This window comes from Janthinobacterium sp. 35 (genome assembly GCF_002754575.1).
Taxonomy (GTDB): domain Bacteria; phylum Pseudomonadota; class Gammaproteobacteria; order Burkholderiales; family Burkholderiaceae_D; genus Janthinobacterium; species Janthinobacterium tructae.
The window spans coordinates 3293559-3315896 of the sequence record NZ_PEFN01000001.1 but is presented as its reverse complement, the minus strand read 5'-3'; the positions used below and the strand labels follow the sequence as shown (position 1 = coordinate 3315896).

Here is a 22338-nt window from a genome sequence, read left to right as displayed (position 1 = left end):
GCGCGGCGGCGAAGACAAGCAAGAACAGCAAATAAAACGGCAAATAAGCAGCACGCACGCGGCGCTCCGGGATGAGTGATCAATCCGGCAAGCTTACCACCGGCGTGCGCCAGACACCGCCGTGCACCACGCCCGCGCACGGGTTCAGGCCCAGCGCATACGCCAGGTCGGCCGGGCGCGCGATGCGCCACAGGGCGAAATCGGCGCGCTTGCCCACCACCAGGCTGCCCGTTTCATGCTGCAGGCCCAGCGCGCGCGCCGCATGACAGGTAGCACCGGCCAGCGCTTCCTGCGGCGTCAGCCGCCACAAGGTGCACGCCATGTTCATCGCCAGCAGCAAGGACGTCATGGGCGAGGTGCCCGGATTGCAATCGGTGGACACGGCCATCGGCACGCCGGCCGCGCGCAAGGCCGCGACGGGTGGCTGCTGCGTCTCGCGCAAAAAGTAATACGCGCCCGGCAGCAGCACGGCCACCGTGCCATGCTGCGCCATGGCGGCGATGCCCTCGTCCGACAAAAATTCCAGGTGGTCAGCCGACAGGCCGCCGTACTTGGCCACCAGGGCCGCGCCGCCCAGGTCCGAGAGCTGCTCCGCATGCAGTTTCACGGGCAGGTTCAAGGCGCGCGCCGCCGCGAACACCCTTTCGGTTTGCGCCGGCGTAAAGCCGATGCGTTCGCAAAACGCGTCGACGGCGTCGACCAGGCCATCGCCCGCGAGCCGAGGCAGCATCTGCGCGCACAGCAGCTCGATATACGCATCGGCCTGGCCCGCATACTCGGGCGGCAGCGCGTGCGCGCCGAGGAAGGTGGTGCGCACGGATACGGGCAGCTGTTCGCCTATCCTGCGCGCCACGCGCAGCATCTTCGCCTCGCTGTCCGCAGTCAGGCCATAGCCGGACTTGATCTCCAGCGTGGTCACGCCCTCGGCCAGCAGCGCCAGCACGCGGGGCAAGCTTTGCCGCAGCAACTCGTCGTCGCTGGCCGCGCGCGTGGCGCGCACGGTGGACATGATGCCGCCGCCGGCGCGGCTGATGTCTTCATAGCTGGCGCCATTCAGGCGCGCCTCGAATTCGTCGCTGCGGTTGCCCGCGTGGACGATGTGCGTATGGCAGTCGATCAGCCCGGGCGTCAGCCAGCAGCCCTGGCCATCCTGCAGCACCGCGCTGCTGGCCGGCAGCTCGTCGCCGGGGCCGAACCAGGCGATGCGGCCATCCTTGACGGCGATGGCCGCGTCCAGCAGCTCGCCATAACCGTGTTCCATGGTGGCCAGATGGACGTTGTGGATGACCAGATCCCAGTCTTGCATGGTGTTTTCCTCGTTAGATGAACAGGTCGACGCGGAACACGGCCGTGCGCTGCAGAGCTTCCAGCCGCCATTCCTGCGCATCGTCGGCATCGAGCAGCAGCGCGTCATGGCGGGCCAGCGCGAACTGCTGGTCACTTGCGCGCGCCAGCACGGGCCCCTCGCCGGCGACGAACAGCAAGGTGGCTGCGCTGCGCCGCGCCAACTTGCCCGGCGCCGTGATTTTTTCCAGCTGGTGGCGGCAGCGGTCGCGCCGCGTCATCACATTGAAATCCGTCGTCGTCCCTTTGACTTGCGCGGACACGACCGCCTCGCCGGGAAACCACAGCATCGGTTGCGCCGCGCTCAAGGTCACCTTGCGCGTGCCATCGAGCGTCAATTGCACGCTGTCGCCATCGACCAGCATCAGGCTGCGGTCGATGCCGGGAAAGCTGGAAAACGGCCCGCTGGCCGTGATCGTCGCCAGGCTGATACGCCAGTCGAATTCCATCAGGCTGGCGCCCGCTGGCGAAATGGCGATTTCCATCGTGCTGCCGCCGCCGTTTTTCCACGGCGCGGCGCGCAGGCATTCCTGCGGGATGAAGGTCGCCATCAGAGCGCTCTCAGTTGCGCCAGGGTGCGCTTGTAGGCGGTGGCGATGGCATCCTGCGCCACGTGGCGCCCATCGCGCACCTGCCACTGGCCACCGCACAGCACGTCGCGCACCAGATTGTCGTTACCGCAAAAGAGTACGCTGCCCAGCACATCTGCGATGGCCACGCCGCACAGGTTCACATGCGCCTCGTCGAGCACCAGCAAGTCGGCGCGGCAGCCCGGCGCCAGGGCACCGAGCTTGCGTCCGGACGCCTGCGCGCCGCCGCGCAAGGCGGCCTGCCACAGGTAGTCGCCCACATGCCGTTCATCGGGTGTGGCGGCGACATTGCGCTGCTGGCGCTGCAACCGCTGGCCATATTCAAGCCAGCGCAATTCTTCCACCGGCGACTGCGATACATGGCTGTCGCTGCCGACGCCGAAGCGCCCGCCGGCGGCGATGAATTCGGCCAGCGGGAACAGGCCGTCGCCCAGGTTCGCTTCCGTCGTCGGACACAGGCCCGCCACGGCGCCGCTGGCGGTCATCAGCGCCACCTCGTCTGGCTGCACATGCGTGGCATGCACGAGGCACCAGCGCGCGTCGACATCGACCTGATCATACAGATACTGCACCGGGCGCCGGCCGCTGTAGTCAACACATTGGCGCACCTCGCCCTGCTGCTCGGCGATGTGAATGTGAATGGGGCGCAGTGGCGGCAACGCTTGCGCCACTGCGCGGATCTGCGCCACGTCGGCCGCGCGCAGCGAGTGCGGCGCGAAGCCCACCTCCACCTGCCCGCCGCGCTGCGGCGCCAGCGCCTCGATGATGCGCAAGACATCATCCGCATCGGTGCGGAAGCGCGCCTGCTCGGGTTTGAGGAGTTGTGCGCCGAAGCCCGCATGGCTGTACAGCACAGGCAGCATGGTCAGGCCGATGCCGCTGCTGCGCGCAGCGGCTAGCACCCGTTCGGCCATTTCTGCGGGACGCGCATACAGCGCGCCGGCCGCATCGCGCTGCAGATAATGGAATTCGCACACGGCCGTGTAGCCATGGCGCAGGCATTCCGCAAACAGCTGCGCGGCGATGCTTTGCATCTGCTCTGGCGTGATGTGACGCGCGAAACGGTACATCAGGTCGCGCCAGGTCCAGAAACTATCCGCTACATGATTAACCTCATCACCGGCCACTTCCGTCATGCCGCCCAGCGCGCGCTGGAACGCATGCGAATGCAGGTTGACCATGCCGGGCAAGACATATTCGGCCACTTCCACGCCGTTCAGCGCTACGGCATTGTCCGTCACCGCCGTCAAATCGCCGGCCGCATCCCATTCCAGCAGCACGTCGCGGCACCAGCCCTGCGGCAGCAGCGCATGGCGCGCAAACAAGCAGCCGCTCAACGCGCCACCCACGCCACGGCCGCGTCCATCATCTGGCGCAGCAGCGGCTGCACCCGCGCCGCCAGATCGGGCCGGTAGCCGAACGGCGCCGCGTCGTCCATGCCAGGTTCATTCATGTACAGGCACTGGCACATCTCCAGCTGGATCGCATGCACGCGGCCTGCCGGCTGGCCGTAATGGCGCGTGATATGACCGCCCTTGAAGCGGCCATTCAGGGCAACCGTAAATTGCTCCTGCGCGCGTGCGATATCGACCACGGCGGAGGTCAGGCCGCTATCGCAACTGGCGCCATCGGCCGTGCCGAAGTTCAGGTCGGGCAGCTTGCCCTCAAAAAATCGCGGCACGTGCGAGGCGATGGAATGGGCATCCCACAGCACCACCGCGCCATGCACGCGCAGCAGGCGGTCCAGTTCCCCGCGCAGCTGCGCATGATACGGCGCCCAGTAGCGCTGCAGACGGCGCTGCACATCAGCCGCATCGGGCTCTTTGCCGGCCAGGTACAGCGGCTCGCGATGAAAGGTATCGTTGGGCAGCAAGCCCGTCGTATCCTGGCCCGGATACAGATTCGTGTCTTCCTGCGGGCGGTTCAAGTCGATCGTGTAGCGCGACCAGCGCGCCGACAGCACGGACGCGTCCATCTCCTGCAAAAAGCCATACAGCTCGCGCAAATGCCAGTCCGTGTCGGCCTTGATCAAGGCCTGCGGCGTCATGCGCGCGGCGATATCGTCGGGTATGTCGGTGCCCACGTGGGGCATCGATACCAGCAGCGGAATGCTGCCTTCGTTGAAGCGGAAATCCATGCTAGTCTCCTTGCGCCCGCTCAGGCGTACAACGGGGCGAACAAATTCTTGCAGGTGCTGCTCAATTCACCCTGCAGCACCATCTGCTTGGCCGCTTCGATATCGGGCGCGAAGAAGCGGTCGGCGTCGAAGAACGGCACCTTCTGGCGCAACTGGTGATGCACGTGTTCCAGGTGCGGCGAGGTTTTCAGGGGGCGGTGGAAATCGATGCCCTGCGCGGCGGCCAGCAGCTCGATGCCAACGATGACGGCCGTGTTGTGCGCCATGTCGTCCAGGCGGCGCCCGGCGAACGTGGCCATGCTCACATGGTCTTCCTGGTTGGCGGACGTCGGCAGGCTGTCGACGCTGGCCGGATGCGCGAGCGACTTGTTTTCCGACGCCAGCGCGGCGGCCGTCACGTGGGCGATCATGAAGCCGGAATTGACGCCCGGATCGCGCACCAGGAACGGTGGCAAGCCGGAAAGCGTGGCGTCGATCAGCAGCGCGATGCGGCGTTCGGCCAGCGCGCCGATTTCGGCGATCGCCAGCGCCAGCGTGTCGGCGGCAAACGCCACCGGCTCGGCATGAAAATTGCCGCCCGAGACGATTTCCGCCTGCCCGCCGGGACCGTCCTGGAAGATCAGCGGATTGTCCGTGACGGCGTTGGCTTCGATCAGCAGGGTGCGGCCGACATTACCAATCAGGTCCAGGCAGGCGCCCATGACTTGCGGCTGGCAGCGCAGGCTGTACGGGTCTTGCACGCGCTCGTCGCCTTCCAGGTGCGAGGCGCGGATCGCGCTGTTGGCCACCAGTTGGCGGTACATCTGCGCGGCCAGGATTTGCCCCGGCTGGCCGCGCACGGCGTGCACGCGCGCGTCGAATGGCGCATCACTGCCCTTGGCCGCATCGAGCGACAGCGCGCCCGTGACCATGGCCGCTTCCAGCAGGCGTTCGGCCATGAACAGGCCATGCAGCGTCAGCGCGTTCGACACTTGCGTGCCGTTGATCAGCGCCAGGCCCTCTTTTGCCGCCAGCACGACGGGCGCGATGCCCGCCTGCGCCAGTGCCTCGGGGGCCGGCATCAATTCGCCGTTGACGCGCACGTCGCCCACGCCCAGCATGGCCAGGGTCATGTGCGACAGGGGCGCCAGGTCGCCCGAGGCGCCGACGGAACCTTTGGCAGGAATGGCCGGCATGATGCCCGCGTTGTACAGCGCGATCAGGGTGTCGACGATCAGCGGGCGCACGCCGGAATAGCCGCGCGCCAGGCTGCCAATCTTCATCAGCATGATCAGGCGCACGACGGCGTCCGACAGCAGTTCACCCGTGCCGACGGAATGCGACAGGATCAGGTTGCGCTGCAATTGCTCCAGCTTTTCATCGGGGATGCGCGTCTTGGCGAGCAGGCCGAAGCCCGTGTTGATGCCGTAGGCGGCATCGCCCTTGGCGACGATGGCTTGCACGGCCGCGGCCGACGCCTCGATGACGGGATACGCCTCGGCGGCGAGAATCAGTTTGGCGGGTGCGGCCCAGACGGCGCGCAGGTCGCCCAGGGTCATCGCGCCCGGTTTCAGGGTCCAACTTTTGGCATGCTGTGTCATAGTCATTCGCATCAAGGTCTCAAGGTAGCATGGGAAGAATCAGGCCGTTGCGCTTGGCGCAGGCGGCCGCGGTTTCGTAGCCGGCATCGGCATGGCGCATCACGCCGGAACCGCTGTCGTTGACCAGCACGCGCGCCAGGCGTTTCGCCGCCGCTTCGCTGCCATCGGCCACGATGACCATGCCCGCATGCTGAGAATACCCCATTCCCACGCCGCCGCCATGGTGCAGCGAGACCCAGGTGGCGCCGCCGGCCGTGTTCAGCATGGCGTTCAGCAGCGGCCAGTCGGAGACGGCGTCGGTGCCGTCCTTCATGCTTTCCGTCTCGCGGTTCGGGCTGGCGACGGAACCCGTATCGAGGTGGTCGCGGCCGATGACGATGGGCGCCTTCAGCTCGCCCGTGCGCACCATCTCGTTGAAGGCCAGGCCGGCGATGTGGCGCTCGCCCAGTCCCAGCCAGCAGATGCGCGCCGGCAGGCCCTGGAAGGCGATGCGCTCGCGCGCCATGTCCAGCCAGTGGTGCACCTGCGTGTGGTGCGGGAACAATTCCTTGATCTTCGCATCTGTTTTATAGATGTCTTCCGGGTCGCCCGACAGGGCCACCCAGCGGAATGGCCCGCGTCCTTCGCAAAATTGCGGGCGGATGTAGGCGGGTACGAAGCCGGGGAAATCGAAGGCATTCTGCACGCCCTGGTCGAACGCCACCTGGCGGATGTTGTTGCCGTAATCGACAGTGTGCACGCCCATGGCGTGGAAATCGAGCATGGCTTGCACGTGGGCGGCGCAGGAATCGGCGGCAGCCACCGTCAGGCGCGCGTGGCGCTGCGGGTCTTGCTGCGCCGCCTTCCAGTCCGACACGCTCCAGCCGCGTGGCAGATAGCCGTTGACCAGGTCATGCGCGGACGTCTGGTCCGTCACCAGGTCAGGCAGCATGCCGCCCGCTTTCGCGCGGCGCACCAGTTCTGGCAGCACTTCGGCCGCGTTGCCCAGGAGGCCAATGGAAATGGCTTCCTTGCGTTCAGTGTGGTATTTGACCAGTTCCAGGGCTTCGTCCAGACTGGCCGCCTGCTTGTCCAGGTAGCGCGTGCGCAAGCGGAAGTCGATGCTGCTTTGCTGGCATTCGATATTGAGCGACACGGCGCCGGCCATGGTGGCGGCCAGCGGCTGCGCGCCGCCCATGCCGCCCAGGCCCGCCGTCAGAATCCAGCGCCCGCCCCAGTCGCCGCCAAAATGCTGGCGGCCCGCTTCGGCGAAGGTTTCATACGTGCCCTGCACGATGCCCTGCGTGCCGATGTAGATCCAGCTGCCGGCCGTCATCTGGCCGTACATGAACAGGCCTTGCCGATCGAGTTCGTTGAAGTGTTCCCAGTTGGCCCATTTCGGCACCAGGTTGGAGTTGGCGATCAGCACGCGCGGCGCGTCGGCGTGCGTCTGGAATACGCCCACCGGTTTGCCGGACTGGATCAGCAAGGTCTGGTCGTCTTCCAGTTCGCGCAGCGAGGCGAGGATCTGGTCGAAACAGGCCCAGTTGCGGGCGGCGCGGCCGATGCCGCCGTAGACGACCAGATGCTGCGGATTTTCCGCCACTTCCGGGTCCAGATTATTTTGCAACATGCGGTAGGCTGCCTCGGCCTGCCAACTCTTGCAAGCCATGACCGTGCCGCGCGGGGCGCGGATGGTACGGCTGGCATCAAAGCGTGGATCGGTGTCCATTGTGCTGTTCATGCTGTCTCCTCGTAGGGTGCGAGCGGACATGCGTGGTCCGCTCTGGTGCTCCCAGCATAGGTTGTCTATACAACCAAGTCAACAGGTTTTCTTTGGGGTCAGACCCGGCGGGTCTGACCCCAGCCTTTATTTTTTCTCGAACACGCGCTTGCCCGCCACCCACGTCTGCAGCACCTGCGTCTTGCCAATCGCCGTCGGCGCCACGGTGAACAGGTCCTGGTCGACGACGATGAAGTCCGCCCATTTTCCCGCTTCCAGCGTGCCGATGACCTTTTCCTGGTGCGCCGCCCAGGCCGCGTCGAGGGTGAAGCAGCGCAGCGCCTGCGTCACCGTCATGGCCTGCTGCGGATACCAGCCGCCGGCCGGGAAACCGTCGCTGTTTTGACGCGTGACGGCTGCGTGAATGCCCTCGAACGGGTTCGGCGACTCGATGGGGAAGTCCGAGCCGCAGGCGATGCGCGAACCTTGCGCAAGGAAGGTGCGCCACGCATATGCGCCCTTGATGCGCTCATGGCCCACGCGCTGCTCCGCCATGTTCTGGTCGGACGTCGCGTGCGTCGGCTGCATCGATGGCACGATGCCCAGCACCTTGAAACGGGGGATGTCGCTCAATTGCACCACCTGCGCGTGCTCCATGCGGTGGCGCAGGCCCGCGCTGCGGTATTGCGCGCTCAAGGCTGCATAGCCGTCGAGGATCTGATGATTTCCCGCGTCGCCGATGGCGTGCACGTTCACCTGATAGCCGGCGCGCATGGCTTTTTCCATCTTCGCGCGCATGGCGTCATCTTTGAAGAACAGCAGGCCGCGGGTAGAAGGATCGTCGCTGTACGGCGCCAGCAGGGCCGCGCCGCGGCTGCCCAGGGCGCCGTCGGACAGCAGTTTCACGGCGCGCAAGGCGTACATGTCACGCGCATAGCTATTCAATGGGCCATTTTTTGACAGCGCGTCGAAGTCTTCCATCGTGTCGGCAATCATGCCGTACACGCGCACCGTCAGCTTGCCGTGGTCCGCATAATCGCGGAACAATCGGTCCTGCATCTGGCCGATGCCCGCATCGTGCACGCTGGTCAGTCCCACTTGCGACAGCTGCGCCAGCGCGCCATCGAGGGCGGCCCGGTTTTCCACGTCGCCGGGCTTGGGCAGCACGGCATCCATCAAGTCCATGGCGTTATCGACCAGCACACCGGTGGCATTGCCGTCCGCATCGCGGACTATCTTGCCGCCCGCCGGATCCGGCGTGGCACGCGTGATGCCGGCCAGCGCCAGCGCGCGGCTGTTGGCCCAGCCCGCGTGACCATCGACCCGGCGCAGCCACACGGGCCGCGCGCTCTCCGCCGCATCGAGCTCCAACGCCGTGGGAAAGCGCCCCAGCTTCCAGATTTCCTGGTTCCAGCCATTGCCGATGATCCAGCTGCGTTCCGGATGCGCGCGCGCGAAGTCGCCCACGGCCTGTACGGCGGCCGGCAGCGATGTGGAACCGTACAGCATCACGCCGCTGGCGATCGTCCCCAGGCCGAACACGTGGCCATGCGCGTCGATCAGGCCCGGCAACACGGTTTTTCCCTGCACGTCGACGTGGGTAGCGCCCTTGGCCGCCTTGCGCTTCACCTGCGCGGCACTGCCGACGGCGAGCAGCTTGCCAGCGTCGTCAAACGCCAGCGCCGTGAAACGGACCACCTTGCCGGCAGCATTGAGCGTGTAGCCGTTGGCGTTGTCGATGACGGTATCGGCATGCACGTGGCCAAGGGCGCCCAGGCAGGCGAGCGTGAGCAGGGTACGGCGCAAGGGCAGGGTCGGCATTTCCATCTCCAGGTCTGTTAAGTCAATGAACGAAAAGACGAGTGTATAGAAATTGGCAAAATGGTCAATCAATCAGACACAGGCGCGCAGGCCTTGCGCCTGGTCAATACTTCCCCGCCGCCGCTGTCCTACGCTGGCGTTTTAACGGGGAGGCCCCATGGCCAGGCACCATGTCATCAGCACCACCGCGTGCGACGTGTTCTTCAAGCTCGTGGCCCACCAGAAGAAAAGCCTGGGCGCGCACTTCGACAGCATGATCGTCACCTTCAGCGCCGACGGCCGGCCCGTGCAGGGCGCCACCCTGCGCAACGCGACAAGCGGCTGCGAACTGCACCGCCTGGCCGGCCAGCCCGACGAATGCTGGTGCTGCGGCTACGACGAGCAGCTGGAATTCATCTCGCAAAACAAGGTGCCGCTGGCGCACGCCGACTACCGGCTCACCTTGAGCAATGGCGAAACGTGGACGGGGACGACGGATGCAAAGGGGCGCACGGGGCGCATCGCCAGCAAGCAGGAAGCGCAAATCACCCAGGCCGAATTCCTGCCGCAGGCGGACAAATCGCCATGCTGCGCCGCCGCGCCAAAACATGCTGCGCCAGCCATCAAGGTCGTCCAACTGGAAGGCATCAAGACGACCGACAAGGACGTCGGTTCGTCCGTCAAACAGGTCAAAGTGAAAGACAAGGTTCGTCCGCTGACCAAGGGCGAGATCGACATGGCGTGGATGCTGTTCCAGGATGCGATCGACTACGGCAAGGTCAAGGTGCATGGGGAGCCGTATCTATGGTTTAACTGGCAGCCAAAGAACGTGGCCATGACGCCGGTTGGGGAGATTTACTTTCATGAGTCGGATTACAAAGAGGACTTTTCCAAAGAAAAAGATAGTCTGAAACACTGGTTTATGCACGAAATGGTTCATGTTTGGCAGTACCAACTCGGATATTCAGTAAAACTGCGGGGAGCCATTCGCCTGGGGCTGGACTACAAATATACCTTGCTCCCCAATCAGAAATTATCCAGCCATGACATGGAAGCGCAAGGTGATTTATTGGCGGACTACTTTGTGCTGAGGTTTTTAACTTCCACTCGCGCCATGCGCCAACAGCGCTATAAAAACTCCGGAGAACTGTTTAAAAAGGTACTCAATGATTTTTTTAACGACCGTAAGAGCCCGAAAAACTTGCCTGGCAACGATATTGACCATGAGCCTATATTCGATATTCCCTGACACATGGGCATATTCCCGCATGGCAGAAGCAGTTATCCAGTCGGCGCAGGGCATACCCTGCTTCTCGATTACAAAAAAGGAAGAGACGCGCAATGGCATACCATTTCTTGGCGCACTCATGGTTTCAGACATGTCCGTGCAACCAGTAAAAGAAGTATGGGGATTCTCCCTACCGCCAGACATGGCGTTACCCATCCGTGCCAGCACATGCATCCGCTATGGAAACCTGCCTACCGGCGCGACGGGCATACGCGCTGAAAAACTGATACCCGGGCATTTTTATCATGTGTTCCTGAATGGCAGCCCCAAAGATCCGTCCGATCCAACCTATGGCTATCAAGGAAAATTCTGCGTGAGAGCTACGGCTGCTGGCGGTCAGCAAGTCATTCCTATTAACAGCGACATGCAGGCATGGATCGATGAAGTCTGCCCAACGCCTCCTTAGCCACATGCCCTTGCGTCATCAAACGCTGTTCATACTGCTCGCGTTCTCGAGCATGAACAGCGATGCGCGATCACGCATGGCCGATGCCGAAGTCACCTCGATCAATGGCGTGCCCTGCTTTAGCATTTCAAAAAAGGAAGAGAGGCGTAACGGCCAGCCCTTCCTCGGCGCCTTGAGCGTGTCAGACGTGACGGTCAAGCCAACGACGGAAATATGGGGGTTTCTCATGTCGGACGGTAAGAAAATTCCGCTGTCTTCAACAAGTTGCATTCCTTATGGAAATATTCCAGCGCATGCCGACGCTGCGCCGGCGCCTGAATTGAAGACCGGCAGGGTGTACGAGGTATTTCTGAATGGCAGGCCAGCCGATCCTGCCGATCCAACCTATGGGTACGTGGCGAAATTCTGCCTAGTCCAGCAGGTCTCTGCCAAGCCACGTCTTGTCGTCATCCAAAGCGATACACAGGCCTGGATGAATGATACGTGCCCAGCCAAAAATCCTGTCCCATAGAAGGCATGCCATGAATCATCGTCACCGTACTCTTTGTCTGCTGGCGACCTTGACGAGCATGGATGCCTCGGCATGGTCCCGCATGGCCGAAGCCGAGATTAGCTCATTCAAAGGCATACCATGCTTTACCATTTCAAAAAAAGAAGAACGCCGCAATGGAACGCCAATGCTGGGCGCACTCATGGTTTACGATATCTCCATAAAGCCGCCTGTAGAGGTCTGGTCCTTCATTCTCCCTGGAGCGACGACCCTCCCAATGCATGCAAAAACCTGCTATTTGTATCGCCAAGTACCGACAGGAGCCGAATCGACTGCCGCGACGATGTTAAAAACAGGCAGGATGTACAGCGTCTTTTTGAATGGCAGGCCGGATGACCCGTCTGACTCGACCCGTGGCTATAAAGGGAAATTCTGTCTCATCGCGACAGCTAACGGTGGTCAACAGGTCATTCCCATCAAGCGCGACATGCAGGCCTGGATCGATGAAGTTTGTCCAGTAAACATCCAAGCACAAAAGGGCCAATAATGCCCATCTGCCACAAGAGCCTATTGGTACTCGCCTTGATGACCTGCATGAGTGCCTCGGCCACCTCCCGCATGGCATACGCAGAAGTACAGCTAAAAAATGGCACTCCTTGTTTCACCATTTCGCAAAAAGAAGAGGCACGCAACGGGCTTCCTCGGATTAGTGCGATCGTACTGACAGATGTATCCGTCAAGCCTGCAGTCAAAGTCTGGTCTTTTCTTTTACCAGGCGCAGCGACTATTCCTGTGCATGCCAAGTCCTGTCTTCTGTATGGAGTTGCACCAGCAACAGCAGAGGTCAAGCCGCCCAAAGCCCCGCCGCTGAAAACGGGACGGATGTATGACGTCTTCCTGAACGGTGGGCCAGCCGATCCATCGGACCCTACTCGCGGTTACGTGGGCAAGTTTTGCTTAATCAGCGGCATCTCCGGGGAGCGCAAGATTCTTCGTATCGACAGCGATAGCCAAGCCTGGATAGACGAAATCTGTCCCGTTCAGAAATAGGGAAAACATGATGTCCTTGCAGCAGAATGCTCTGTTCATACTGCTCATGTCCCTCGGCCTGCATGCCTGTGCGACATCGCGCATCGCCGATGCTGAAATCAGTTCAGTGAATGGCATACCCTGCTTCACAATCTCGCTAACGGAAGAAAATCGCAACGGCCAGCCACTCCTGGGAGCACTCAGCATTTCAGACCTGTCAGAAAAGCCCGCCGTTGGCGTGTGGAGTTTTTATATGACTGGTGGAAAAAAGTACCGCTCTCGTCAAAAAGCTGCCTTCGGTATGGTGATCTTCCTCAGGGAGCGAACGGCATGCCCGCCCCTGAACTGCAAACAGGACGGGTCTACAGCATTTTCCTCAATGGAAGACCAAATGATCCTTCAGATCCCACCTATGGCTACATGGGAAAATTTTGCATAGTAGCCACGGCCACTGGTGAACGAAAAATCATCGCCATTGGCAGCGACACGCCAGCGTGGAAACAGGATAGTTGCCCGGAGCATTCTCTCATCAGATAGTGCAAGGATCGCCATGCCATATCGTCACACACTGTTATTCCTGCTTGCCGCCTTGACGAACGTCAATGCCTCTGCATGGTCGCGCATGGGCACAGCCGCCGTCATGACTGAGGCTGGCCTTCCCTGCTTCAAGATTGCCAACGAAGAGGAACGCTCAAGGGGGCCAGTCAGCCTGAAGATGCTGACGATCAGCACACCTGGGCCAAATGGCTGGAACAATGTATGGACGGTCATGTTTCCCAATGCCTCGTTTGGCGATCCCAGCTATCGTCTGCCAGACAGGGGATGCGTGCGCTACGGCAAGGCTCCCAAGGGGGCCGAGAGCAGCGATGCCGCGCCGCTGGTGGCGGGAAAAGTGTATGGCGTATCTTTCCTGGGAAGGCCACCATCCGCGTCCGATCCCACTTCGCGCTACTCGGCAGACTTTTGCCTGCTCACGACCCCCGCCGGGGGTTTCCAGGTGGTTCAGCTGACAAATGGCAAGAATACCTGCGCTCCAGAGGAAAAACCAAGATAGCACGTGTGATTTCCCCCATCTCGATCAGACCACTCCTGGCGTTCAAGGCTTGGGCGGAACCGCCTCAATCGATTCCTCCCCCCGCTTCGCCGGCGCCCTGAACCATTCACCAGGCGGCACCACGTGCGACTCTTTCGGGTCATCGATGTAGTGCGGCGACGTGATCTGCACGTCGAACTCGTTGAAGACGTCGATGATGTTCTGGTGCAAGCGGTTCAGCACTTCGGCGCGTTGGCGGGGGACTTCGGCGCTGGCGTAGGCGACCAGGCGGTATTGCACATAATAGTCTTGCAGGGCCAGCTGCATCACGTACGGTTTTGGCGTGGTCGACAGTTCCGGCGTGCGCGAGGCGGCCAGTTCCAGCATGGCGTGCACTTGCCGCCACGGCGTGGCGTAGCCGATGGTGACGGTGGAGTCGAGCACGAAGCCGCCGCCGGGCTGGGCGCGCGAATAGTTTTTCGTCGTTTGCGACATGACCCAGGCGTTCGGCAAGGCGACTTCCTCGCCCAGGCCCGTGCGCAGGCGCGTCTCGAACATGCCCACGTCGACCACCGTGCCTTCGCTGTCGCCCACGCGCACATATTCTCCCTTGCGCAGGGCGCGCGTGTACATCAGGATCAGACCGCTGGCGCCCTGGCCGACGATGCTCGACGCGCCAATCGACACCATCAGGCCCACCAGCACGGACAGGCCCTGGAAGGCCGCCGTGTGCGAACCGGGCAGATACGGATAGGCCATGGCCAGCGCGAACAGCCAGATCACCACGCTGGCGATGCGGCGCGTCGGCAGGGCCGTGTCCTTGTCGAGCCAGCCGATTTGCAATTCGCCGCTTTCCACGCGCTTGAACAGCGAGGCGGCCGTGGCGGCGATCAGGCGCGCGATGGCAAAGATCACGCACACCAGCACCAGCCCCGGCAAGGCGCCGATGATGGCATGAAAGACGTCGGCGGCCACGTCGAACAAATAGCCGCTCAGGCTTTCGCCCCAGGAACGCGTGTAGGGCAGGCGGCCCAGCACGAAGGCGGCCCACAGATAGGTGGCCATCAGGCGCAAGCCCCACAGCACGGCGCTCAGTAGTTGATACGCGAAGGCGATGTAGTGTTCAGCGTCGAGCACGCGCACGTTTTTCAGGCGTACGTCGCGCAGGCGCGAGGCCAGCAGGATGCCGCTGCGGCGCTTGGCCCAGCGGTAAAAGCGCGTCAAGCCCAGCCACACCAGCCAGAACACCAGGGTAGCAAACGCGCACACGGCGGCGGCGATCGCCAGGTAGCGCCAGCTGCTTTGCTCGCGATAGTCAAACACGGCCTTGCGCAATTCCTCGGCTGCCGTTTTCGCCACGCTTTCCGTCGTGTCGCCGGCCAGCTGGTTGACGTCGCCGGGCACGACGACGAACAGCTGCACGCCATCGAGCAGCACTTGCGTGCCTTCGGGAATCATGCGCGTGCTCGTCTGCAAGGGACCGTTTTTCGCCAGCACGCCTTCCAGGCGGCGCTGCGCGCCGATGGCGCGTTCATCGGGCGGATAGCCGGCCAGCGCGGCGCGGAAGACGAATACCTTGCGGTTGGCAAACATCAGCGGCGCCGTCCTGGCCGCAGCAAGCTGCGACGGCGCCACGACGGATGCGGCCTGCGCAACGAGCGCGGGCACGCCATCGTCCGCGTGGGCTGCGGAAAACAGGAACATGGTCAACAGGCACAGCAGGCGGAGCAACGCGGACATGGCAGAAATGAAAGAGTGACAAGAATAGCCATCATGCCATGTAATCCTGGAAACTCAAGCGCCGCAGCTACTCTTCAGCTCGCATCATGGAAAATGATGCCCAGGGTGTGGCGCAAGCCCGCACGCAGGCGCGATACGCCATGGCGCATGTTGACGCGGTAACTGCCGCGCGTGCCGTTGACGGGGCGCTGCGCCACGGGAAAGAGCACGGCGTCACCCTGCGCCAGCGGTACCACCTCGGCGCGCGACTGCATGCGCGGGCGCTGCTCCGTCAGCACGAACTCGCCGCCCGTGAAATCGTCTTGCGGGCGCGACAGCAGCACGGCCAGTTGCAGCGGAAACACGTGCTCTCCATACAGGTCCTGGTGCAGGCAGTTGTAATCGCCTTCGCGGTAGCGCAAGAGCAAGGGCGTGGGCCGCGTCTGTCCGGCCGCGTGGCAGCGCGCCAGGAAATCGGCGTGACTGGGCGGAAAGCGCGCCTCCAGGCCCATGCTGGCATGCCAGCGGTTGGCAATCGCCGCCAGCGGCCCGTACAACTGGTCGCGCAAGGCGGCCACCACATCCGGCAGCGGATACGCCCAATACTGGTACTCACCCTGGCCAAAGCCGTGGCGCTGCATCACGACCTTGCTGCGAAAGCGCGGCGCCTCGTCGTACTGCGCCGCCAGCGCGGCGCAGGCGGCCGCATCGAGCAAGCCCGGCACGATGGCATAGCCATGGGCATTCAGCGCATCCTCGATCTGGCGCCAGTCCAGCGACCTCACCGCTCGCCCTCGCGTTCCAGCAGCGCCTGCTTGCGCTCCACGCCCCAGCGGTAGCCGGACAAGGCGCCATCGTTGCGCACCACGCGGTGGCAGGGGATGGCGACGGCCAGGGCATTTGCGGCGCAGGCGCCCGCCACGGCCCGCGCGCCGTGCGGGGCACCGATGCGCCGCGCCAGCTCGGCATAGCTGACCGTGCTGCCGGCGGGAATCTCGCGCAAGGCTTGCCACACGCGCTGCTGGAACACGGTGCCGCGCACGTCGAGCGGCAAGTCCAGCCCCAGGCCCGGCGCCTCGACCAGGCCGACCACCTGTGCCACCGTCCGTTCATAGTCCGCTTCCGCGCCGCGCAGCTCGGCTTGCGGAAAACGGTCCTGCAAGTCGCGCAGCAGCACTTCCGGGTCGTCATCGATCAAAATGGCGCAAATGCCCTTCTCCGTGCTGGCCACCAGGATGGCGCCCAGCGAACAGGCGCCGATGGCGAAGCGGATCACGGCGCCGCTGCCGCCAGCGCGAAATGCGCCCGGCGTCATGCCAAGCAAGCCCGGCGTGGCGGCGTACAGGCGGCCGCTGGAATTGAAGCCGGCCGCATATAACGTTTCCGTGACATTCGCCGCGCCCTGCAAGCCGGCCTTCAGGCGCTCGCCGCGCCGCGCCGCCGCATAGGCTTTTGGCGTGATGCCCGTGTGCGCCTTGAAGACGCGGTGAAAGTGAAAGCGGCTCATGCCGGCGGCACTGGCAAGGCTGTCCAGGTCAGGCAGCTCGTCGCTGGCGTCGATCAGGCGACAGATGTCGGCCACGATGGCCGCCTGGCGCTGGGCCAGCGGCGGCAAGTTCGGTTTGCAGCGCAGGCAGGGGCGAAAACCGGCCGCCTCCGCCTGCTCGCACGTGGCGTGAAAAGCCACGTTGCGGCGCAAGGCAGGGCGCGCGGCGCAGGAAGGGCGGCAATACACGCCCGTCGTGCGCACCGAATAGTAAAAGACGCCGTCGGCGTCGGGCGCGCGCCGTTGCAGGGCATCCCAGCGTTCATCGTCAGTCAGGTAAGCGTGTTCCATGGCGAACTCCGTGCAGGTCAATGGCAAGTCATAGTAAGTCCGCAGCATAGCCAGCACCTGCGCGCGCCACACTCCGGCGCTTGCTTTTGAATTCAAAAAAGGCTGGCGGCAGGCAGCGTGCTCGGTGCTAAAATCGGCCATCGCGCCTCCAGCCGGCGGCGCGCCCTGCCCGCGCCCCCCGGAGAAACCGCATTGGACGATCATACTACCCAGGAAAATACGCCCATTTTCCAGCGCATCAAGGATTTTCTGCTGGCCGGCATCGCCGCCGGACGCTGGAAGGAAGGCGACGTGATTCCCTCCGAGCAAGCCCTGGTAAAACAATTCGGCGTCTCGCGCATGACGGTCAACCGCGCCGTGCGCGAACTGACCAGCGAGCAAATACTGACGCGGCGCCAGGGTTCCGGCACCTATGTGGCGCAGCAAAAATACCAGGCGACCTTGTTGGAAATCAAAAGTATCGCCGATGAAGTGCGCGCGCGCGGGCATATCCACCGCAGCAGCTTGCAATTGCTGGAACGCACCAAGGCGTCCGATTTGCTGGCCAAGCACTTCGGCTTGCCGCCGGAACACCCGCTGTTTCATTCGCTGATCGTGCATTTTGAAAACGGCGTACCGATCCAGGTGGAAGACCGCTGGGTCAATCCCGAGTGCGCGCCCGACTACATGACGCAGGATTTTTCCAGCATCACGCCGAACGAATACCTGATGGCCGCCGCGCCCCTGCAAGGCGCCACCTACAGCATCGAAGCGCTGTCGGCGCCGCGCGACATCGCCGAAATGCTGGCCATCGACACCAAACAGCCATGCCTGGTGCTGCGCCGCCAGACGCGCTCGGGCGGCAAGATCGCCTCGATCGCCACCATGTGGCATCCCGGACACCGCTATCAGTTTGCGGGAAGCTTCGCGTAAGGCTATCGCCGCGATTGAATAGCACGATTTCGCGCCAACTTTCTCACGAATTCTCACCAAATCGTAAAAAAAACGGCCATTCCGGGGCAAAAAAAATCCCGTTTTGGCCGTTTCTGAACTTAACTACTGCGACTAAATATTCGATGCTATAGTTGCCGCCAGAAAGCGCCGCAGGCGTTTATTTGAGCGCGCATCATGCCCTGTCAGCCCAGTTCAATCATGCCCCAGAAAGGGATGCATTTGTCGTATTGCAGCCACACGAGTTTCAGCGCACCGCGCCGACGGCGCCCTGCGCTGCGTCGGCTCGCTCGCATGATACTGGCGGCAGGCATGGCATTCTCGCTGCCGGTGCAGGCAGCGGTACACGGCATGGCGCCGACACTGCTGTGGCCGTACGCTGCCGCCAGCGCCACCGCCCTGGCGGGACTGGCTTGCTGGCAAGCCTGGCGGTTGCGGCAACAACTGCGCCACCGGCTCCTGCCTGCACATGCCCTGAGCGAACAGGATGCGGGGCAAGCCTTGCGCGGCGCGGCCCTGACTGGCTGGACCTGGCGGCGCCAGTCCGACCGCTTGCAATTTGCGCCCCAGTACCAGGACGTGCTGGGCGACAAGAGCGCCAGGCTCGACCATACACTGGCCGACTGGCTGGCCGAAGTGCACCGCGACGACCGCGCGCGCCTGAGTCTTACATTTCGACAACATCTGGATGGCCAGGCGCACGGCACCTTCAATTGCGAATTCCGTTTGCGCCACAGCGACGGCCACTGGCGCTGGCTGCTGGCGCGCGGCGCCGTGCTGGCACGCGCCTCGGATGGGGCCGCCACCCATGCCAGCGGCATCGTCTGCGATATCAGCGAGCGCAAGCAGGACGAGCAATCACGCATGCGTTCCATGCTGGAAGCGGCGCCCGAAGCCATGCTGGTAGCCGACGTCGAGGGCAAGGTGCACTACGCGAATCAGATCGGCGCGCGCTGTTTCGGCTATCCGCTGGCCGAGTTGACGGGCATGTCGCTGGAGCAACTGGTGCCAGAAAGCACGGCCAACCACTCCGTGGGCGACCCGCAAGCGCGGCACAGCCTGCCAGGCCGGGTGATGATGGCGCGCCGCCGCGACGGCACGCACTTCCCCGCCAAGGTCAGCCTGTCGCCGCTGCGCATGGCCGGGCAAGTGTTTTCCATCGTCTCGCTGCGCGACATGACGCAGCGCCAGCGCGCCGAAGAAGCGTTGCACGCCAGTTCGGAACGCTACCGCCTGATCGTGCAGACGGCGGCCGAAGGCATCTGGATGACGGATGCGGACGGCAAAACCACCTTCGTCAACCCGAAGATGGCGCACATGCTGGGCTATACGGTGCAGGAAATGCTGGGTCGTCCCATGCTCGACTTCATGGATCGCGACAGCCAGTTGCTGATGCAGCGGCGCCTGGCCAGCCACGGCAGCTTCGCCAGCCAGCCGGACCAGGTCGACTTCCGCTTCTTCCGCAAGGACTTGTCCAGCCTGTGGGGCTTGCTGTCGAGCACCAGTATCCAATCGGACAATGGCGAGCCGGGCGGCACGCTGGCGATGATTACCGACATCACGGAACGGCGCCAGGCATCCATCGCGCTGTCCAATTCCAGCCAGCGCATGGCCTCCGTGTTCGGCGCCGTGACGAATGGCCTGGTGGTGCAGGACAGCCACGGCCACATCCTGGAAAGCAACGCCGCCGCCGAGCGCATGCTGGCGGCCAGTCCAGCCGGCAATAGCCTGTGGCAAGCCATCCACGAAGACGGTTCCGCCTTCGACCAGCGCAGCCATCCCGTGCACATCACCCTGTCGACGGGTGTCGCCATGCGCGACGTGCTGATGGGCGTGCAGCAGCCCGACGGCAGCCTGTCATGGCTGTCCGTAAATACCGAGGCCATCCGCGATGAATACGGCAAGGTGGGCATGGTGGTGGCCAGCCTGACGGACATCACGTATCACAAGCGCAGCGAGAGCGCCTTGCGCGAACTCAATGAACATCTGGAAGAGCGCGTGGCGCAGCGCACGGAGCAGCTGGACCAGGCCAAGCAGGTGGCCGAAGAGGCGAGCCAGGCGAAGGGCCAATTCCTGGCCAACATGAGCCATGAAATCCGCACGCCGATGAATGGCGTGATCGGCATGGCGTATCTGGCCCTCAAGACAGACCTGGAACCGCGCCAGCGCGATTACCTGGAAAAAATCCGCTTCGCCGGCGAGCATTTGCTGGGCATCATCGACGATATTCTCGACATCTCGAAAATCGAGGCAGGCAAGCTGGAAATCGAGCGCGTCAACTTCAGTTTCGACCACGTGGTGCAAACCCTGATGACGGTGGTGGCGCCGCGCGCCGCCAGCAAGAACCTGGAACTGCTGTTCGAGATCGACCCGCAATTGCCGGCCGTGCTGGTGGGCGACCCGCTGCGCCTGGGGCAAGTACTGATCAACTACGCCAATAACGCCATCAAGTTCAGCGAACAGGGCAGCATTACCGTGAAAGTGCGCAAGGTGGTGGCGGACGCCAAGCACTGCCTGGTACGCTTCGAAGTGTGCGACCACGGCATCGGCCTGTCGCAGGATGAAATGAGTAAACTGTTCCAGTCCTTCCAGCAAGCCGATACCTCCACCACGCGCGAATATGGCGGCACGGGCCTGGGCCTGGCCATCTGCAAGCAGCTGGCACAGCTGATGGGTGGCGACGTGGGCGTCGACAGCCGTCCCGGCGCCGGCAGCACCTTCTGGTTCACGGCCAACCTGGGTATTTCCGACCAGGCGGCGCCGGCCATGCTCGACAGCATGGCGCAGACGGCAGCGGCCATGCGCGCCAGCGCCGACGCCGCCCTGGTCATGCGCACGCTCAAGCATGCGCGCATCCTGCTGGTGGAAGACAACACCTTCAACCAGCAAGTGGCGCTGGAATTGCTGGAAGAAGCGGGCGCCTCCGTCTGCCTGGCCAACAATGGCGAAGAGGCGCTTGACCTGCTGCGCCAGACGCAGTTCGACTGCGTGCTGATGGACGTGCAGATGCCGCTGATGGATGGCTTGCAAGCGACGCGCCACATCCGCGCCGACCCGCAGCTGGCGCATCTGCGCGTGCTGGCCATGACGGCCACGGCCACCAGTGAAGACCGCGTGCGCTGCCTGGAGGCGGGCATGGACGATTTCATTTCCAAACCGATCCAGCCGGCCATGATGTACCAGACCATCGCCAGCTGGCTGCCGGCGCGCGAGACACCGCCGCCACCGCCCGCGCGCAGCCGCGCCGCGCCCGCCTTCAAGACCACCCTGGCCGGCGACCCGCAAGTGATCGACCTGTCCATCCTGGCCAAGTTGCTGGGTTACAACCCGGAAAAAGTGCGCAAATTTGCCTTCAAGTTCCTGCAGACGACGCAGGATGGCTTTGGCGACATCGATGCGGCCCTGGCGCGCGGCGACGTGCACCAGGTACGCGAACTGGGGCACCGCATCAAGTCGTCGGCGCGCACCGTGGGGGCCCTGGGGCTGGCCGAACTGTGCCAGAACCTGGAAACCCTGGCGCCGGGCGAACCGGCCGACGAAGCTGAGCGGGCACAACGCATCGTGGCGCGCCTGTGGCCCCTGCTGGAACTGATTACCGAACAAATCATGAATAACACCAGCTTTGCCAATGACGATTAGCTACCGCCAAATCACCTTACGGCAAGGTATCGGCATCGACAACGATGCAGCATATCAATAGGAAGACAGAACGATGAATACTGTATCAAACCAAGCAAGCCGGGAACACAACGAAGCAGGCCTGGCGCCGTTGCGCGTGCTGCTGCTGGACGACGACGTTTTCATGCTCGACGTGCTGAGCGACATGCTCGAACAAATGGGCCCGTTCGACATCCGCTGCGAATCGCACAGCGAACAGGCGCTGTCGGCCCTGAAGCAGCACCAGCCCGACCTGCTGATCTGCGACCTGTCCATGCCCGACATCGACGGCATCGAATTTCTGCGCATGGCGGCGGAGAATGGCTTCCGCGGCGGCGTAGTGTTGCTGTCGGGCCTGCATTCGGCCGTGCGCCTGGCGGCTGAACGCCTGGCCGTGGCCAATGGCCTGCATATATTAGGCACCTTCCGCAAGCCGATGGAAAGCGCGGAATTGCAGCTCATGGTGAACTTGCAACTGCAGCACACGGCGCGTCTGGCCAGCGTACATGCCTGAGCGCGGAGGATGGCCGGAGGGCGGGTACGGCGCTGCGGGCCAGCAGGCATGCGGCTTTGCCGCCCTGCCGGCACGCGCGGTGGCGATATGCCTCAAGTTTTTCTGCAATAATCGCCACGCTTTGAAAAAATGGGTTATTATTTCAGCCATCCCCGCCTGCATACCTCTGGTCGCACCTTCCAAGAATATTGAATTTGTGCCCATTGCCCCCATCTGCTAGCTGCATTCCAGGAAGCATGGATGGCGAACCAGCGTATGGTTAATCCCAGGCATTATTGATCC

20 protein-coding genes are annotated in these 22338 nt (G+C 63.3%); 10 read left to right on the top strand and 10 right to left on the bottom strand.

Annotated elements, in window-relative coordinates; all coding sequences use genetic code 11:
- Nucleotides 1–79: 79 nt before the first annotated feature.
- The 7 genes from hutI to CLU93_RS14725 form a co-directional block, all read right to left on the bottom strand.
- Nucleotides 80–1306 carry an imidazolonepropionase gene (hutI, locus tag CLU93_RS14755; RefSeq protein ID WP_099762050.1) on the bottom strand — a complete coding sequence of 409 codons (1227 nt, stop codon included), beginning with the start codon at nt 1304–1306 and terminating at the stop codon, nt 80–82.
- 13 nt (nt 1307–1319) lie between these two features.
- Nucleotides 1320–1895 (bottom strand): HutD/Ves family protein, encoded by a 576-nt coding sequence (locus tag CLU93_RS14750; RefSeq protein ID WP_099762049.1) that lies wholly within the window; start codon nt 1893–1895, stop codon nt 1320–1322.
- Complete coding sequence (locus CLU93_RS14745; protein WP_257224972.1) at nt 1895–3259, bottom strand: formimidoylglutamate deiminase; 1365 nt, start codon at nt 3257–3259, stop codon at nt 1895–1897. The genes CLU93_RS14750 and CLU93_RS14745 overlap by 1 nt, the downstream gene beginning before the upstream one ends.
- An 8-nt stretch (nt 3260–3267) precedes the next feature.
- The gene (gene hutG, locus CLU93_RS14740) at nt 3268–4071 is read right to left on the bottom strand and encodes an N-formylglutamate deformylase (RefSeq protein WP_099762047.1); all 804 of its coding nucleotides are present in this window, start codon (nt 4069–4071) and stop codon (nt 3268–3270) included.
- A 20-nt stretch (nt 4072–4091) separates the two neighbouring features.
- A complete protein-coding gene (gene hutH, locus CLU93_RS14735) occupies nt 4092–5651 on the bottom strand; it encodes a histidine ammonia-lyase (protein ID WP_099762046.1) in 1560 nt (519 codons plus the stop codon).
- Nucleotides 5652–5670: 19 nt separating this feature from the next.
- Nucleotides 5671–7374 carry a urocanate hydratase gene (gene hutU / locus CLU93_RS14730; protein WP_099762045.1) on the bottom strand — a complete coding sequence of 568 codons (1704 nt, stop codon included), beginning with the start codon at nt 7372–7374 and terminating at the stop codon, nt 5671–5673.
- Nucleotides 7375–7500: 126 nt separating this feature from the next.
- Nucleotides 7501–9174: an amidohydrolase gene (locus tag CLU93_RS14725; protein ID WP_099762044.1), complete on the bottom strand. Its 1674-nt coding sequence runs from the start codon at nt 9172–9174 to the stop codon at nt 7501–7503.
- Nucleotides 9175–9370: 196 nt separating this feature from the next.
- Between CLU93_RS14725 and CLU93_RS14720 the strand changes: the two genes are divergently transcribed.
- The 7 genes from CLU93_RS14720 (at nt 9371) to CLU93_RS27870 (ending at nt 13420) form a co-directional block, all read left to right on the top strand.
- Nucleotides 9371–10402, top strand: coding sequence for a hypothetical protein (locus CLU93_RS14720; RefSeq protein WP_143451747.1), 1032 nt, complete (start codon nt 9371–9373; stop codon nt 10400–10402).
- Nucleotides 10377–10847 (top strand): hypothetical protein, encoded by a 471-nt coding sequence (locus CLU93_RS27885; protein ID WP_143451746.1) that lies wholly within the window; start codon nt 10377–10379, stop codon nt 10845–10847. Before CLU93_RS14720 ends, CLU93_RS27885 begins: the two co-directional genes overlap by 26 nt.
- Nucleotides 10822–11358 carry a hypothetical protein gene (locus CLU93_RS27880; RefSeq protein ID WP_143451745.1) on the top strand — a complete coding sequence of 179 codons (537 nt, stop codon included), beginning with the start codon at nt 10822–10824 and terminating at the stop codon, nt 11356–11358. Before CLU93_RS27885 ends, CLU93_RS27880 begins: the two co-directional genes overlap by 26 nt.
- A gap of 10 nt (nt 11359–11368) precedes the next feature.
- The gene (locus tag CLU93_RS14705; RefSeq protein WP_143451744.1) at nt 11369–11884 is read left to right on the top strand and encodes a hypothetical protein; all 516 of its coding nucleotides are present in this window, start codon (nt 11369–11371) and stop codon (nt 11882–11884) included.
- A gap of 47 nt (nt 11885–11931) precedes the next feature.
- Nucleotides 11932–12387, top strand: a complete 456-nt coding sequence (locus CLU93_RS27875; RefSeq protein ID WP_143451743.1) for a hypothetical protein — start codon at nt 11932–11934, stop codon at nt 12385–12387.
- A gap of 7 nt (nt 12388–12394) precedes the next feature.
- The gene (locus CLU93_RS14700) at nt 12395–12805 is read left to right on the top strand and encodes a hypothetical protein (RefSeq protein ID WP_143451742.1); all 411 of its coding nucleotides are present in this window, start codon (nt 12395–12397) and stop codon (nt 12803–12805) included.
- A gap of 111 nt (nt 12806–12916) precedes the next feature.
- Entirely contained in the window at nt 12917–13420 is a 504-nt protein-coding gene (locus CLU93_RS27870) for a hypothetical protein (RefSeq protein ID WP_143451741.1), read from the top strand.
- A gap of 42 nt (nt 13421–13462) precedes the next feature.
- Here CLU93_RS27870 and CLU93_RS14690 read toward each other — a convergent pair whose 3' ends face one another.
- The 3 genes from CLU93_RS14690 to ada all read right to left on the bottom strand — a co-directional run bounded on the left by CLU93_RS14690 (nt 13463) and on the right by ada (nt 16955).
- Nucleotides 13463–15139 (bottom strand): mechanosensitive ion channel family protein, encoded by a 1677-nt coding sequence (locus tag CLU93_RS14690; protein ID WP_099762037.1) that lies wholly within the window; start codon nt 15137–15139, stop codon nt 13463–13465.
- A gap of 74 nt (nt 15140–15213) precedes the next feature.
- Entirely contained in the window at nt 15214–15951 is a 738-nt protein-coding gene (locus tag CLU93_RS14685; RefSeq protein WP_373629877.1) for a 2OG-Fe(II) oxygenase, read from the bottom strand.
- Nucleotides 15900–16955 (bottom strand): bifunctional DNA-binding transcriptional regulator/O6-methylguanine-DNA methyltransferase Ada, encoded by a 1056-nt coding sequence (gene ada, locus CLU93_RS14680; protein ID WP_099764401.1) that lies wholly within the window; start codon nt 16953–16955, stop codon nt 15900–15902. Before ada ends, CLU93_RS14685 begins: the two co-directional genes overlap by 52 nt.
- Before the next feature lie 192 nt (nt 16956–17147).
- Between ada and hutC the strand changes: the two genes are divergently transcribed.
- From hutC to CLU93_RS14665, 3 genes are all read left to right on the top strand, one after another.
- On the top strand, nt 17148–17867 hold the full coding sequence (gene hutC / locus CLU93_RS14675; RefSeq protein ID WP_071075393.1) for a histidine utilization repressor: 720 nt from the start codon (nt 17148–17150) through the stop codon (nt 17865–17867).
- Between the two features lie 330 nt (nt 17868–18197).
- Nucleotides 18198–21524: a PAS domain-containing hybrid sensor histidine kinase/response regulator gene (locus CLU93_RS14670; RefSeq protein WP_099764400.1), complete on the top strand. Its 3327-nt coding sequence runs from the start codon at nt 18198–18200 to the stop codon at nt 21522–21524.
- A gap of 73 nt (nt 21525–21597) precedes the next feature.
- On the top strand, nt 21598–22056 hold the full coding sequence (locus CLU93_RS14665; protein WP_099762035.1) for a response regulator: 459 nt from the start codon (nt 21598–21600) through the stop codon (nt 22054–22056).
- The last annotated feature ends 282 nt before the right edge of the window (nt 22057–22338 follow it).